This is a genomic window from Nitrosomonas sp. Nm51, from assembly GCF_900111165.1.
In the GTDB taxonomy this organism is placed as follows: Bacteria; Pseudomonadota; Gammaproteobacteria; order Burkholderiales; family Nitrosomonadaceae; genus Nitrosomonas.
The window spans coordinates 22289-38970 of record NZ_FOGH01000001.1; the positions used below are offsets into that span (position 1 = coordinate 22289).

The 16682-nt window shown below is 44.3% G+C and carries 6 protein-coding genes; 2 read left to right on the plus strand and 4 right to left on the minus strand.

Annotation, left to right across the window (positions count from 1 at the left end):
• Positions 1-2: 2 nt before the first annotated feature.
• Genes BMY60_RS00130 through BMY60_RS00145 form a run of 4 tightly spaced genes read right to left on the minus strand, consistent with a single transcriptional unit; the run spans position 3 to position 10998 of the window.
• Positions 3-785, minus strand: coding sequence for an outer membrane lipoprotein-sorting protein (locus BMY60_RS00130; protein WP_090330272.1), 783 nt, complete (start codon positions 783-785; stop codon positions 3-5).
• Between the two features lie 41 nt (positions 786-826).
• Complete coding sequence (locus BMY60_RS00135) at positions 827-3166, minus strand: efflux RND transporter permease subunit (protein ID WP_090330273.1); 2340 nt, start codon at positions 3164-3166, stop codon at positions 827-829.
• Between the two features lie 12 nt (positions 3167-3178).
• Positions 3179-4546 (minus strand): aminotransferase class I/II-fold pyridoxal phosphate-dependent enzyme, encoded by a 1368-nt coding sequence (locus tag BMY60_RS00140; RefSeq protein ID WP_090330274.1) that lies wholly within the window; start codon positions 4544-4546, stop codon positions 3179-3181.
• Positions 4547-4560: 14 nt separating this feature from the next.
• Entirely contained in the window at positions 4561-10998 is a 6438-nt protein-coding gene (locus BMY60_RS00145; protein WP_090330275.1) for a type I polyketide synthase, read from the minus strand.
• A gap of 386 nt (positions 10999-11384) precedes the next feature.
• Between BMY60_RS00145 and putA the strand changes: the two genes are divergently transcribed.
• The gene (gene putA, locus BMY60_RS00150; RefSeq protein WP_090330276.1) at positions 11385-14570 is read left to right on the plus strand and encodes a bifunctional proline dehydrogenase/L-glutamate gamma-semialdehyde dehydrogenase PutA; all 3186 of its coding nucleotides are present in this window, start codon (positions 11385-11387) and stop codon (positions 14568-14570) included.
• 137 nt (positions 14571-14707) lie between these two features.
• Positions 14708-16429, plus strand: a complete 1722-nt coding sequence (locus BMY60_RS00155; protein WP_090330277.1) for a putative bifunctional diguanylate cyclase/phosphodiesterase — start codon at positions 14708-14710, stop codon at positions 16427-16429.
• Positions 16430-16682: the final 253 nt, after the last annotated feature.

A 16682-nucleotide genomic window follows, 5' to 3' on the forward strand; every position in this document is an offset into this window, starting at 1 on the left:
TATTACCTTAAGTTTCTCAGCGCATTGACGGCAAAGTCACGATCATTGTAACCGTTTCTGAATTTGTAGTTTTTACGCAGCAATTCAGTGCTTTTTCCATTTTGATGATTTGTCATGACCAATTTCCCGGCTTTCCAGAAACGGTCTAAATGCAGCGTGTAGTCGCTGAAAGCAAGTGTTTTTAATAACTCGTTTTTACGGTCATAAAAATCTATTCTACGCGGTTGGTAAATGGTTTTATCGATCCACTCCACTTGGCGTGTATAACCGGAATATTCGTATGCAGGCGTATTTTCTACTACAAAAGTATCATATTCGCCAAGCTTCTCGTCTCTCAGGTACTTATAGGTATACTTTTCAAGTTCCCAGGAAGCAATATCTTCGAAAGCAAACTCGCTGCCAACAAATGGACCAGATTTATTGACGGTTGATATACGTTTAACCCGTTTTAATGAGGGTAAATAAAGCCATTGATCATCGGGCTCAAGACCATGTGAATGCGTCAGGACCGCTGTGCCCCTGACATCAGCGGGGCTTTGAAAAACGCCGATTTCTTTATCGCCATCGCCCTCAACTTCTAGTGTTTTTACCAGAAAAATACGGGTGCTTTCTTCCCCCTGAGCGCTTCGCAGGGTCATGAATGCTTCATGCATGCTGTCGATAAAGCCATTGTCCCGCCGATTGACCTCCGCTTGTATGGAGTAACCCCGTTCTTCGGGAGTTTGAGCCAGCCCGTTAATACTGACCAACGAAAAGAGTGAAATGAATAGGATTATGTTTCTCATGAAAATTCTCCTTGAGCTTGATAGAATCTTAAAATGTTATGCTACTTAGGTAATGTTGCATTTTGCATATGTAGAATTTTCTTGTTTTTTGAACAGGTTTTTAATTTTTCAATAAACAAGAGTATGGGCGGAAGTAACAGGAAATCGGCTAGAAGACCGAGTGCAAAAATTATTGCAGTTAGCATTCCCATTTCCTGGTTGATTTTAAAGCTGGATAAAGCTAATACTAAAAATCCGAGAATTAGCACAACCGAAGTGACCCACAAGGCTTTGCCAACTGTCGTAAAGGTGTAGCGGATCGCATCATCAGGTGATAGCTGCATATGCTTGCGCGCATGCTGGTATCGGCTCAAAAAATGCACAGTATCATCAACCAGGATGCCGAGAGTCATGGCGATAACAACCGATGAAGCCATTCCAACCTGACCTACCAGTAATGCCCACATGCCGAAAGCCATCCCCGCCGGAATCAGGTTCGGTATCAAGCTAAGCGACCCGATTATTGCTGATCTCAATACAAACATCATCAGGATGGAAATTAAGCCAATTGCCAGTAGCACGCCACCGATCATACTGACGATGTTGCGTTGCCCGATGTGTGCAAATAACAGCGTGGTGCCGGTTCCTTCACTATGGCTTAATTCGGGTGCGAATGTTTTAAGCCATTCCTGTGCTCTTTTTTCCAGATCAATTACCTGTTGACTTGAAATACTATGCAACGATGCAGTCACGCGGGTTGCCGATTTGCCAACATCGATACGGTCATTCAAATCAAGGCCATAGGGCAAAGACATTTCAAAGACCAGCAAGTATTGTGCTGCCATCTCAGCGGTTTCCGGCAGCCTGTACCATGACGGATCCCCGCCATGCATGTTCTGATTTAGACGTTTAAGAATATCCGTTATAGCGAAGACATGAATTGTTTCCGGCTGCTGACGGTACCATTCTACAAATGCATCTACTTTTCTGAGATATTCGGGATTGTTAATCCCACTGTCTGTCATGGTTTTCAGGGAATAATCGATGCGGTAGATACCAGTCAGGTGCTCTGTCGTATAATCAGTGTCCTGCCGAAACTGGACAGACTCGTCGAAATATTTAACATACTCGTCATCCAGAGTGTTCAACGGAATGCAGGCAATCAGCGCAACAACCAGCACTGTTGATAGCGCGAAGTAAGTGCGCCCATGTTTGATAATGTTGTTGGCCAGGTTTTTCCAGATAGGATTGCTTTTTAGCGATAATTTATTTTTTGGCTCGGGCAGCAACGTGACAAGCGCAGGTAGAAAGCTGATGGCAAGAATGAAGGTAACGCCAACACCCATTGCTGTAATATTACCCAAATCACGAAAAGGGGGTGATTCACTGAAATTCATGGAAAGGAAACCGATGCCTGTGGAAAAATTTGTAAAGAAAATAGCTTTAAAGTTTCCTTTTAAACTATCCGACATTGATTGAATTTTCTCAATGCCATGCGCCAGTGAATGATAATAACTCGTTAAAATATGGACAGTATTTGCAACAGCCAATGTTAACAGGATAGTCGGCGCCGGAATACTGGAAGGTGAAAAAGCAATATTCATCCACCCTGCCAGCCCAACTGCGGCAACTATTGATAGCGTTATCATTATCGTGGCCGCGAGCACACCCCACACGGATTTAACAAGCAATCCCAGGACAATAATAATGACGGTTAGCATTGCTGGCGTCAGCGTTTTCATATCCAGTTCTGATGATTCTGCAAATGCCGTATCCATCATAACTGATCCGGTTATGTGGATATCCATTTCTGGATGAGCGGATTTAAGTTGCTTGACTTGCTGGCGGATAAAATGGGTAACTTCCCTGGTTTCAGAATCCTGATGAAAGCCTGGCCGTTGAATAACTACATTAAAGCCCATTACACGCGCATCGGGAGATACGAGTCTATTAACAAGCAGCGGTTCATTCAATGCATAATCTTTAATTTGAGAAATTTTTTCGCTGGATAACTGCTCTGCATTTTTTACCAGATCTTCTACGATAAGGTCATCGCCTATCGCATAGCTATGCTGAAAATTAGTGATTGAATCAACGCGTGTTGAATACGGTGTTTGCCAAAGATCATGTGTCAGTTTCTCAGCAATGGCCAAGTTTTGCGGTGAAAAAATATTGTTGTCAGCTGGTGTGAGAACCAGTAAGACGTTGTCATCTTTTGTATATGTTTTTTGTAAACTTTCATAAGCAATCAGCTGCGGGTTTTCTTCGCTAAAAAACATACGGTAATCACTTTTGAAGTGAAGATTCTTTATGCCGTAACCTGCGATGCTTACAAGCAGCAAGCTGCTGACAATTATTAACCAGCGGAAACGAAGTATGAAATGCGCATAAGTTTGTATCATTCTGAATACCTCTTAGCTCAGCGTGTTTAGGGGTGAATTGTCTGTGTTCGATAGTGACTTTATTTCTTTTGCGAGCGTATCCACTGTATAGTTCACTTCATCTTCAGCGAGGTTGCTTGTTATAAAGAAACGCAGTCTTGCTTCGGATTCCGGTACTGCTGGATATAGAATTGGATGAACGCATATACCGGCATCAAGCAGTTTTTGGCCTAGCTTTAAACAGGCTATTGAATTTCCCGTAATGATGGGAATCACGCCGGTTCCCTCAGCCAGGCCGGTGTCCAGTCCCTTTTTCTTGGCCCGTTCTATAAAAAGTTTGGCGCGGTCTCGAAGGCGTGCAGCCCGTTCCGGTTCTTGCTGCAGAATTCTGGCTGCCTGCAATGCCGCGGCAGTGTTAGCTGGAGAAATTCCCACACTAAACAAGATTGCTCCAGCAGAGTTATACTTAATATTTTCAATTAACGCATTTGATCCGCAGATATAACCGCCACAGCTGGCAAATGCCTTGCTGAGCGTTCCCATCCAGATATCGACTTCATTCCCGTTAATCCCAAAATGATCGTGAGAACCGAGCCCCCGCGGTCCTATAACGCCGGCAGCATGAGCCTCGTCTACCATGAGAATACTGTGATTTTTTTTCTTGATTTTAATAAATTGAGGCAGATCGGCGATATCGCCGTCCATACTGTAGACACCTTCAATGACTATAAGTACGCGCTCATAGTCTTGGCGGTTTTCCCTGAGTATTTGGTCAAGTGCTTCCCAGTTATTGTGTGGAAAAACCATTCTGCGTGCGCCAGAGAGAATACAGCCTGTAATAATGCTGTTGTGTGCCAGGCTGTCGTGCAACACGAGATCTCTGGGCCCGAAGAGATGTCCTATTACTGACACATTGGTCGAATAGCCACTGACAAGCGCAATCGCGCTTTCAGTGTCATGAATTTTTGCCAGCTCTTTTTCCAGCTCTCTATGTAAGGGTATTTCACCCGAAACGATCCTGCTGGCTGATACGGATGTTCCAAACTGATCAATCGCATTCCTGGCGGCGTTATTGACATCGGGGTGTCCTGATAAACCTAAATAGTTATAGCCTGAATAGTTGATATACTTTTTTCCATTAAAGTTAGTGACATGATCACTTACTCCATGGTGAACAGAAAAGTAAGGATTATCCAGTTTCAGTGTTTGAAATGTCTTTTTTTGTTCGCTGAGCATAGAATAACCGGGAAATTTTTCAAACTGATAAAATTCTTCCGGAATTGCATTCTTGCCCGTGGCGTTTAGAAGTGTATTTTGCTGTTCGGCAGCGCTGCTTGCCAACAATTGGCGAAGAAGCTGGCGCTTGCTGGCACTGCTCATGCTGTCAACATCTTTATGCATTTTGATTACTCCATTTATGACATCAATTGTTTTAATAAAACATCAACATCTTCATCAGTGAGCTGAGCAACGACTGAATCTTTATTTAAGCCGGTTTCTTCTGGTTCAGATAAGCGAGAAATATTTGATTTGTCAAAAATCATTTTTGCTGTTTGACTTAGATTATTACCACGCAGCAGTTCTAACGCTGAAATTCTTACGCCAAATGTCTGGTAAATCGTGGTTTGCAAATCGGCAGCCATTAAAGAATCAACGCCTAACTGGGTTAAGGAATGCTGCAACTCAATTTTGTCGGCGGGGATGCACAGTGTTTTTGCGATTTGTTCGCACAAAGCAGCCGACATTGCGCCTAATTGTTTATCAGCCGGCAATTGACTGATTTCCTGGCAAATACTAGTCATTTGATGATCTGGGTCACTAGAATCGGATAGCATTAATTTTGAATACCGTGGAGAATTTCCACCCATTGGTTCAAACGCTTGCCAACGCGGCCAGTTCGTATCCATCAGACCGTATTGAGGTAAATTCATATTGGACATGTGCATCCATGAATCCAGCGCTTGCGTCGAGGTAAGTGGGGAAATCCCCATATTTTCAAGATGTTTTTTAACCTCATCGTTATCAACCGCCATACCGGCTGCGATAGCGCCCCAGTTAATACTGGTAGCAGGCAACCCCCTTGCATTGCGATACCAGGCCAGCGTGTCTAAAAATGTATTAGCCGCTGAGTAATTTGCCTGACGGCTATTACCAATCAAGCCAGATACCGAAGAAAATAATACAAAGAAATCCAGCGGCATCTTTTGGGTTATTTGATGAAGATTCCAGGCGCCAACAGCTTTGGCTTGCATTACCGTTGAAAGCCGGCACGGATTGAGCTCATTGATTGGCGCATCATCCAGTACCGCAGCTGTATGTAAAATTCCTTTGAGAGCAGGAAATTCCTGTTTTATTTTTTCAATTAATTGATTTATCTGAGCGTTATCGCAAATATCAGCGGCAACTTCCATTACTTTAACACCCTGTTTTCTCAATAAGGCTACCGTATCAATCGCAGTTTTGCTGGCAGCACCGCGCCTTCCGAGTAAAACCAGATATTTTGCACCATGTTTTGCTAGCCACCTGGCGCTTTCCAGGCCAAAACCGCCAAAACCGCCGGTAATTAAATAAGTGGCTTTGGGATCGAATTTATTTGTATTACTGTTTATCAGTGAAATTGACGCTTTATCTTTAAGCGATACCACAGGTGTAAATAAATTATCGGAAAATTGCTTGCTGAATACTGTTTTGAAGCTTTTCTCCGGAGAGACAGGGTAAGCCGTGCCGGGTTCTGTTGAGTACTGATTTACAAACTGCGCCAGTTCTGAAAGCAGTTTTGTAAACAAACCGGGTGAAGAAAGTGCAATGTTCAATCCGTCTGGACTGTAAAACATAACATTCGTTTTTTTGGATAGTGCCGGTTGCTGTGCATTGGTTTGATTGATTATGATTTCGCGGGTACCGGGGGTTTTGAGAATTTTCAAAAGTCCCGGTTGTTCATCGCTGCCGGCGTGAATCCACGCACCCATGTTACAGGTGCCAACCCTGTTCATTAATATTTTTCCAAAACCGGGTTTGCTCGCGTTTAAAACAGTAATACTTTTGAATGATTCTAATAGTTTGATTTGTTGAGAATTATCACTGTAATAAATCAAATCGAGGTTTAACCATTTGCAAATGTTCGTTAGTGCGGAGGCTGGTATGCCGGTTTGCGCATCAACTATGACAGTCTCACCTTCTGTAAGGCTTGTTAGATATCTAAGTAAATAGTATGCAGGCAGCATTGATGTTGCCAGTGCAACCAGTTCTTCAGAAGTAATTTTTTTAAATTCAGCGGTACTGAAGACCTGCTTGACCGGTATAGTGCAATGAGAAGCGGGAGTATGATTTGCGGCAATGAGGACGCGATCATTTTGGTTTAATTGTGATATGTTCTTGCCTTTACTGCAGATATTCCCAGCTGCGAAAAAGCCGCTTGATGAATTTTCACGATTTTGATCAGCTATGGCGCTTGCGAGACTGAAATGGCTGACTGCAATTTCCACTTCATTTGCTTTGGGCCTGACACGGGTAATGGGACTAAAGTCTGACTCATTACCCGGATCAACCTGGAATGCCTCTACCTGTGTTCCATTGAGCGGAACGGCAGGATTCAGAAAATAATTATCCGGTATTTCAATACGTTCCAAACGATGAACAAACCGTTGTAAATTCCTGAGTGCAACATCGTCTTCAGCGCTGTTAACTAACAGCTCAGTCTTTAGTTGTTCTATGGCAGCATAACTGTGTTGGGTATCAAGATCGATTGTTGTGCATTTAAAATCCGGGAATTCGTTATGTGCAACTCTTATCAAGCCTATCAGAGAAGACTGTGCAAGATGTGTAACCGTATCTGTTTCTATTACTGGATTGACCCCTTGTGTTACGAAATATAGCCTGGGTACGTTTGATGTAAAAATGTCACTTAAACACTGTAATACTTGCAAGGCCGCAGACGTCTGCCCGATTCCGGTCGGGTCATTATCTTTTTCATGTGGATTTAAACCCCATAAATAGGCGACGCCAACACAACTCTTGTCTTTTACATAGTTAAGGATTGCTTTCAAGTGATGAACCTGATCACAATCAAGTGGCCGAATAACCGGATCGTTTTCTTGAAAAATATCGGACAATTTAATTTGAAAAACAGTATTGCCCGGTTCAGTCTCAAGCTGTGTGCACAACGCATTGCATGTAAGGCTGTTATCGGAGAAAACAACCCAGCACCCCGCATTCGTCTCTCTTGATTCCAGGTTTTGGGGGTACCATTTCCAGGCATGTGCGTAACGGGATAATTGATCGTGAGGATTTTCTTTTTCGTTTTGTAAAGCCTTGCAGAATAATCCTTCTATTTTGGCGCATATACTGCCATTTTCATCATACAATGCCAGAGAGCCGATTATGCCGTTGCTATCTCTTTGTAAAAGCCTGCCTTGGCACCAGAGCATTTTTCCAGGAGATTTGTGGAACGTAATTTCGCTGATTGAAACGGGCATAAAGAATTGTTCATCATCTTCAACCAAGGCGATGAGCGACTGAAAACAACCATCTAATAAACAAGGATGCAAATAATAGTTAGACAAATCGTCTAGCAACTGGTCATGTAACTGGATTTGTGCAAAGACTTTGTTTTTGCCGCGTCTTAGCTGGCGAATGGTACGAAAATGCGGGCCATAGTCTAGTCCCCTGTGTCTTAGGTTTTGATAAAGATAATCTATATCTACATTTTCATCGCAATCCCTGAAATTTTTTTCTAACTGAGCTGTTGTTTGCTTGACAACGCTTGTCTTTGCTTTTTTGATTATTCCTGATGCATGCAGCTGCCAATTCATCAGCTCGTCAGGTTTTTTGCTGAAGAATGAATATTCTCCTGTATGCTCGTCAAGATTAATATGAATAGTTGGGTCATTAATAGACTCAAGTATAAGCGCATGATGAAAATGAATATTTTCAATTAAACAAGCTGGCTCTGCAGTTTCCGCTAATTCATTATGCGCAGCAATGCCTGCTTCAATATAGGCAGCGCCGGGCATAACCACTAAACCATCAACCTTGTGGTCTTTCAAATATGGAATAAATTGATGGTTAAGCGTGCCTTGCCAGCTTGGCCGGGGATCGCGTAAACGCTGATCAAGAATTGGATGCGCAGGAACATTAGTGCGTTTTGAAACTGAATCATCCATTTCATGCCAGTAGATTTCTCTTTGCCATGGGTACGTCGGAAGTTTGATGTATTGTGCATTTTCCGCATACAAGCGCCGCCAGTTCAAGTTACATCCGGCAGTATATAAGCCTGCCATACCCAGTTTAAAGGTTAGCTGCTCTGGTGCGCCGCGTTTCAAAGTAGCGGCTGTTTGTGCAGGAATATTTCTGGCGCTGCAGCATTCCTTAATTGCGGTTGATAATACCGGGTGAGGTCCGACTTCCAGAAATACGCGATGCCCGTCTTTTAGTAAGCTTTCCATGGCCTTGGCAAAATAAACCGGTTTGCGGATGTTGTTACACCAGTATTCAGCGTCGCAGGCAATATCATCAACCAAATCTCCCGTAACGGTCGAATATAACGGAATGCTTGGTAATGAAGGACTTAACTGTGCCAGTTTTTCACGCACTTCTGGTTTGAGCGCATCCATATAGTGGCTGTGATAGGCAACTTCAACTTTCAAAAATCTATTGAATTCATTGATAGCAGTTAAGTATGTTGAAATGGCTTCAAGGCTATTGCTGTCGCCGGCAAGCGTGATGGATGTGGGCCCGTTAATAGCGGCAATGGAAACTTTGTTTTCTGTTAAGTCGAGCAGTTCCTGGCATTGTTCATAATTGATGCCGACTGCAAGCATTCGCCCTTGTCCGGCTGCTTTATTTTGAATCTGGCTACGGTAATAACTTACTTGAATCGCTTCTTCGAGAGTCAGTACTCCGGACACATAAGCTGCGGTTACTTCTCCGACGCTGTGACCCACAATTGCAGCTGGCTCAACGCCATATGCGCGTAACAGTGCGGCCAGTCCAACTTGAATAACAAAATTTGCAGGCTGAGCGATTGTCGTTTTGGTGATGCGCGATTGCTCTTCATCAGCAAGTATTTCGTTGCGGATAGACCAGCCGGCTAATTGAAAAAATAAAGTATCACAGGTATCAACAGCTTCCCTAAATACAGATTCACTTGCATAAAGTTCGCGACCCATAGCCCACCACTGCGGTCCCATACCGGTGAAAACAAAAACCGGATTTTTAATTTCGTTGTCCAGGGTTTTTCCTTGCGCCAGCCATTCTCCTGCACCTTGAGAAACAAATTGTTCAAGCTGAGTGCGGATTTCTGTAAACGTACTGCCGACTGCGGCTAACCGGTGATTATGGTGACTGCGGCGGCAGGATGCCGAGTAACAAAGGTCATCAAGTGATATAGAACCGGTCTCTGAAAAACGATCAAGCCAGGACTGTGCAAGTGCCGAAAGCCCGCTATCACTTCTTGCCGATAAAGGCAAAATATAAGGCGCCTTGTTTTGCTCCGGTTTGATGGTTTTTATATTGGGATTTATGGGTGCATTTTCCAGAATAACATGTGCGTTTGTTCCCCCATAACCGAAGGAATTGACACCCGCAAAAAGCTGATCTGCGTTTGGTGCCAGCGACTCAATTTTACGTGGCAAACGAAGCCCAAGTGCTTTGAAAGGGATATTAGGATTGGGGTTTTTTAAGTTGGCTTGAGGCGGAACCTGGCGGTGAGAAAGACACAAGGCTGCTTTAATCATACCCGCTACGCCAGCGGCTGCTTCGGTATGGCCTATGGTTGATTTTACCGATCCTATGAAACATGCATTTTTCTGCGAACGTCCTTGACCAATGACTGCGCCCAATGCTTGTGCTTCAAGCGGATCGCCAACCGGCGTTCCCGTACCATGGGCCTCAAAGTAGCAGATTTTTTTAGGATCTAATTGATATTTATTGCATACTTCCCGAATCAATGCAGACTGTGCTTCAGGATTGGGAACGGTAATACCGTTAGTGCGGCCATCCTGATTAACACCGGTACCCCTGATCAATGCGTAAATAGAATCGCCATCTTTTAATGCTTCAGATAAAGATTTCAATACCACAACTCCGGCACCCTCACCACGACCATAACCATCCGCGTTTTCGTCAAAACTTTTACTGCGGCCATCGCGAGCCAGAAACCCGCCTTTACACATTGCAACCGGGTATTCAGGGCGGAACATAATATTTACTCCGCCTACTAAGGCAAGGTTGCATTCACCTTGCCATATGGACTGACAGGCTAGATGCGTAGCAACAAGCGATGAAGAACACGCGGTATCAAGGCTCATACTGGGACCATGAAGGTCGAGCATATAAGAGATGCGATTGGATAGAATTGTCATGGTAGATCCAATTGCTGTATGCGTCGTAATAAAATCGCGATTCGTGCTCCCCATTTGCGTTAGTTTATGATCCAATGTAAAAGCGCCTATAAAAACGCCCGTATTGGAGCCTGCAATTGATTCTATGGGAATACCGGCATCTTCCAACGCTTCCCAGCTTGTTTCTAACAATAATCGCTGCTGTGGATCCATGCATTCGGCTTCGCGCGGTGTAATGCCAAAAAATAATGCGTCAAATTCGCTAATTTTTTGCTTAAGAAAACCGCCTGCGTGTGTATATATTTTTCCAGGTTTGCTTGAATCTGGATCGTAAAATCGTTTCAGATTCCAGCGATCAGGCGGTATATCTGAAATTGCATCTTTTCCGCCGAGTAATAATTGCCAAAAACTCTCGGGATCATTCGCATCCCCTGCGTAACGACACCCGATTCCAATAATTGCAAGTGGTTCTGTACTACTGTTGCGGCTTAGGGTATTTGCAGGTTTTTGCATTTGATTACTCCCAATAGATATATGTATTTGTATTGATCTTCAATGCGTTTCTTGTTGGGAGGATTATGCGAATTTGAGAAATTGTACGCAGTGTGAAAAATCACATTGCATGTGAGATGCTGTTAACAATTTAATTGCATGCATTGGTTTTTAGCGCCATTCAGCGGATTGCATGTTTCAAAAACCGGCCCAGTGGGATGAAGTGTCTGGCCTTCCAATCATGCGCTTAAAAAGGACTCGAATGCGTCCTTTTTGCTCATCAGAAACAAGCGCGATTGGCAGAAATAACGCGCTAATCTGGCTGTTAAATTGTGCAGCCAACGGTGCAGGTTCGCGCTAAACTCGGGACATCCGTTTAAATTTCAGGTAATGCTGTGGTGATGCCAATGAATTCAGATTATCTCTTTTCGATCCGGCAGGCGATGGGTGCTATTTATTTGGCCGATGAAACGACATTGGTTCAGGACTTGCTGTTGAAACTTCCGGATTACCCTGCGTCCGATATCGTGGTCCAAGCGCGCCATTTGCTGGCACAGTTGCGCAGTGACATGGCTTCTGAATCGCAACGACACGTTAAGCAATCGATAGTACAGGCGTTTCTGCAAGAATATCAGCTCGATAGCGAAGAAGGTCTGGTGCTCATGGGTATCGCGGAAGCGTTGCTGCGCATCCCCGATCGCGCGACCCAGGATCGCTTCCTGGCTGATCGGTTAAGTGCGGCCGACTGGCATCAGCATGCGCAGCACAGCGATTCGTCGCTGGTTAATCTGGCAACAGACGCATTAGCGATTTCCAAATTGCTGGAACGGCAACAGCTGCCAACGCAACCGGACCATCAATCACACATTCAGACGATTTTTAAAGCGCTGCATGAGCGTCTGGGTCGGCCTGTCATTCGTACGGCATTGGAACGGGCGATGCATGTGTTAGCTGAACAGTTTGTGATGGCGGAGACTATTGAGCAGGCGATTGCCAAGTCTGCCAATGCAGTAGATGATCAGGCAGGTCTCGCAGATCGTTATTCGTTTGATATGCTGGGAGAAGCGGCGATTACAGCGGCAGATGCCGAGCGGTTTTTCAAAGCATACAGCCGTGCAATCACACAGCTGGGCCGAAACCTTCAAGCTGAAGATTGCAGTAATATTGATTTGTTTTACGCAAGACCCAGTATTTCCATCAAGCTTTCCGCCTTGTATCCGCGCTATGAGCCTTTTCAGCACCGTTATGCCGTGCCGGCGCTAACTGCCAGATTGTTCGATCTTGCTCTGCAAGCACGTAGTGCCGGCATCGCGCTGACTATCGACGCCGAAGAAAGTGAGCGGCTAGATCTCTCAATGGATATTTTTGCGGCGGTATTTAACCGTGCAGAACTGGACGGCTGGTCAGGGTTGGGCATCGTTGTGCAGGCATATCAAAAGCGAGCGACGCATGTTATCCGCTGGCTCGCGGCACTGGCGCAAGGTAAGCAGCGCAAAATTCCGGTTAGACTGGTCAAGGGCGCTTATTGGGACAGTGAAATCAAAAGAGCGCAGGAAAACGGACTTGATAGTTATCCGGTATTCACACGAAAATCGGCGACTGATATCAGCTATCTGGTTTGCGCTCGCTTATTGATTGATCATCCGGATTGCTTTTATCCGCAGTTTGCTACCCATAACGTCCATACGATTGCCGCCATTATACAGATTGCACGCCAGCATCCGTGTTATGAATTTCAACGTCTGCATGGCATGGGGACAATGCTTTATCAGTTGATACAGGCGCATCATCCGCAAATCGTGTGCCGCGTATATGCGCCTGTGGGCGAATACCGGGATTTGTTGCCGTATCTGGTCCGGCGCTTGCTGGAAAATGGCGCCAATACTTCATTTGTTCATCATATGGAAAATCCAGATGTCGCTATCGAGGAAATCGTCAATGATCCTGTGCATGTCTGGCAAAATGAGACGCACTCGGAACTGGTATTGCCTGCGGCGCTTTATGGCGGGCAGCGTCGCAACTCGCATGGACTCAACCTGGCCGATCCGCTGGTGCAGACGCAGGTAAAGCAAAATCTGGATAAACTTGCAGACACGCGGTATCAGGCTTTTCCATTGATAAATGGCAAAGCTTATACAGGGCACATACATACTGTGAGCGCGCCTTACAATAGCAATCATGTGGTCGGCGTTGTGAATTTTGCAGATAAATCCGCCGTGGCTGAGGCGCTGGATGCCGCGGAATCTGCATTTAACGACTGGCGTTTGTGTTCAGTAAAAAAGCGTGCGGGTTATTTGCTTAAAGCAGCTGATCAGATGGAACAGCAGCGTATGGAACTGGTGTCTTTGTGCATGCGTGAGGGCGGCAGGACAATTAAGGATGCGTTGGCTGAAGTGCGTGAAGCAGTCGATTTTTGTCGTTATTATGCAGCCAGGGCTCTTGAATTGTTTGAGCGGCCGACTGCTTTGCCAGGACCGACTGGAGAAGATAATGTATTGCGGTATTATGGGCGTGGCGTGTTTGTGTGCATTAGTCCATGGAATTTTCCGATTGCAATTTTTGCAGGCCAGGTTGCTGCGGCACTGGCAGCCGGCAATACGGTGGTTGCCAAGCCGGCGGAACGAACGGCACTGACGGCCATGGTTTGTGTACGCATTCTGCATCAGGCCGGCATTCCGGAATCTGTATTACATTTTTTGCCAGGTAAAAGTTCTGAAATTGGTCGGCAGTTGCTTGACGATTATCGATTGGCTGGAGTGGCTTTTACCGGCTCCATTGAAACCGCGCGATACATCAACCGGCAGCTTGCGAATCATCCGGCAATCGTGCCGCTGATTGCAGAAACAGGCGGACAGAATGTGCTGATTGCCGATACGTCTGCGCATAAGGAACAGTTGGTGCAGGATGCTGTTTTGTCAGCTTTCAATAGCGCCGGACAACGTTGCTCCGCTTTACGTGTTTTGTTTGTGCCTCAGGAAACGGCAGACACGGTTATTGAAATGCTGGTTGGCGCGATGCAGGAACTGCGAATAGGTAAACCGGATGATATCACTACCGATGTGGCTGCGGTGATCGCGCAACATGCCGCGCAGCAGCTGGGGCTGCATGTTGAACAAATGCGTAAGAGTAACCGTGTGATTTATCAATTGCCGTTGCCGTCCGGGACCGCCAGTTTTCAGTCCGGCAATTATTTTCCGCCAACACTGATTGAAATCAATGAGATGCGGCAGTTACATAGTGAAGTGTTTGGTCCGATTTTGCACATTGTCCGGTATCAGTCCGGCGATTTGAATGCAGTTATTAACAGCGTTAACGCTGCCGGTTATGGATTGACGTTCGGCATTCACAGTCGTATCCGAGGCACAATCAAAAAAATTCAACAGCAGGTTAGAGTCGGCAATATTTACGTCAACCGCAATATGATCGGGGCAGTAGTCGGCGTGCAGCCTTTCGGTGGCATGGGCTTATCCGGCACCGGCCCTAAAGCGGGCGGGCCAGATTATTTACGCCGTTTTGCCGTCGAACAGGCGGTGGCTGATAATGCTGCGGCTATGGGTGGAAATCCCAGTTTGCTTGCACAGAATTTACTTTAAAAAGTTATTATTAATTATATTGTTAATAAGTAATCTGGGAGGGCGTGGTTTCTCTGATACCCTGTCTCTTTGATTAAAGTTTACGGGTTTGAAGACGTAAACAGCACAATGGGAAAACACTATAAAACGAATTAATTATGATGCTACGGAATAATCTTAGGTTTCTTCTGATCGGATATTCAGAAACAGACGCCATGGCGCTGGGTGCGGAACTGTCAAAAATTAATAGCAAGATAAATTGTAAAGCAATAACGGATGCAAATGATATCCGGATTGCATTTTATGAGTGTGAATGGCATGTGCTGATTTGTAATTACACGAAAGACTCCGGCAGTCTGAAAGAAGCGCTGGAAGTGTGGAGACAAGTTGGCCGTGATACGCCCTTTATTATTTATGCTGATGAAACCAGTGATGAAAAGGTTATCTCTGCAATACATTATGGTGTGCATGATTATGTTTATAAAGGGCATATTGCGCGGCTTGTATTTGTAATTGAGAGAGAGCTGAAAAATTTAGAAATCAAACGTGCAAAATTACAGGCTGAAAGTAAAATTTATCGATTGACCTACTATGATAATTTGACGGGCTTTCCTAAGCGGAATTTGTTTTGTGAAAAAGTTACAGAGATTCTGTCAAAACAGTCTAATGAAAAAAAACTGGCAGGGGTGTATTTGATCAAGATTGGCGGCCTTCCCGATATCAATAGTACCTATGGATATCACGTGGGCGATATGTTGATTCAGCAACTTTCGTATCGCATGTCTGTTTATACAAACAGTCAATGTTTGTTGTCCAGAATTGGCGGCAGTAAGTTCGTTTTTTTTAATTGCGATGTAAAAAATTTGGAAGATGTGCAGAATTTTGCGGACAAGATTATGCACATGGTGTCAATACCGATGGTGATCAATGATCTTGAGTTTTATGTAACACTCAACATTGGCGTCAGTATTTATCCGACGCACGGCGACACTGTTTCATCATTGCTTGCAAATGCAGAAAATGCTTTTTGTGACCCGGGATATAAATGGCACAACAGCTGTCGCTATTTTTTGAATAAGCCGGATGAGATCTCCACTAAACGTGTTTTTACAAGAGAAGCATTACGAAGAGCAATTATCAATAACGAACTTGAGTTATTGTATCAGCCTATTATCAATCTTGACACGGGTGGTTTTAGGGGGGTTGAAGCCATTCTGCGATGGAATCATCCAGAAGCCGGGCCATTGACTCCTAGCGAGCTGTTTCCTTTTATTTATGAAAACGGATTAATTCTCGAAATCGGAAAATGGGCGCTCAAACAAGCGTGTTTACAAGCCAAGTTCTGGCATGAAATGGGTTATGATGCATTAACGATTACACTGGCCTTAGCAGTTTCTGGATTTGATCAGGCACATTTTATCAAATACGTTCAGAATATGCTGGCTGAAACCAAACTGCCACCGCAGTTGTTGGAATTGGAATTACCTGAATCGTTTTTACAAGGTGCGGAATTCTGCATGGCTAATTTGAAAGAACTGAGCGATACAGGTGTGCGGTTTTCGATCAATAACTATGGTACAGGTGGCGCATCAATCAGATGTTTAAATATTTTGCCAGTCAATAGCCTAAAACTGGATCCGGAATTGACATCAAATCAGAATATTAGCTCAGAGAATTCTGCCGTTGTGACAGCAATCAATGCAATGGCGAAAAATCTGGGGCTGTCCGTTATTGCGCAAGGCATTACAGGCAAAGCGCAATTAAACATCTTATACGAAACGCAATGTAAATTTGCTCAAGGAGATTATTTCAGTCAGCCGGTCAGTGCTGAAGATTTTCTCAAACTACTGGAACAGCGCAAAACCGGCACACTCGATTAGCATTTTTCCGCTGAGCGGCAGATAATCAACAAATTTTTTCATGGTGATCATCGTATTTATTTTAAAACTCAGTGCATTAAATAATTATAATAATTTAATGTAAGTAATTAATTTAATCATTTAAATTAATTGACTTTTTTAATTTTGTAGGAAAAATTCTTATACTACGATAAGAGTTTTTCCTATTTTTGTTTTAGCGTTGCTTCCATTTACTTAAATACACAAAGCATTGAAAATCTACATGTATCCGGTG

What these genes read in the sequence shown, in the direction of transcription:
- BMY60_RS00130 (WP_090330272.1), bottom strand. Translation starts at nt 785, where the DNA reads ATGAGAAACATAATCCTATTCATTTCACTCTTTTCGTTGGTCAGTATT.
- BMY60_RS00135 (WP_090330273.1), bottom strand. Translation starts at nt 3,166, where the DNA reads ATGATACAAACTTATGCGCATTTCATACTTCGTTTCCGCTGGTTAATA.
- BMY60_RS00140 (WP_090330274.1), bottom strand. Translation starts at nt 4,546, where the DNA reads ATGCATAAAGATGTTGACAGCATGAGCAGTGCCAGCAAGCGCCAGCTT.
- BMY60_RS00145 (WP_090330275.1), bottom strand. Translation starts at nt 10,998, where the DNA reads ATGCAAAAACCTGCAAATACCCTAAGCCGCAACAGTAGTACAGAACCA.
- putA (WP_090330276.1), top strand. Translation starts at nt 11,385, where the DNA reads ATGAATTCAGATTATCTCTTTTCGATCCGGCAGGCGATGGGTGCTATT.
- BMY60_RS00155 (WP_090330277.1), top strand. Translation starts at nt 14,708, where the DNA reads ATGATGCTACGGAATAATCTTAGGTTTCTTCTGATCGGATATTCAGAA.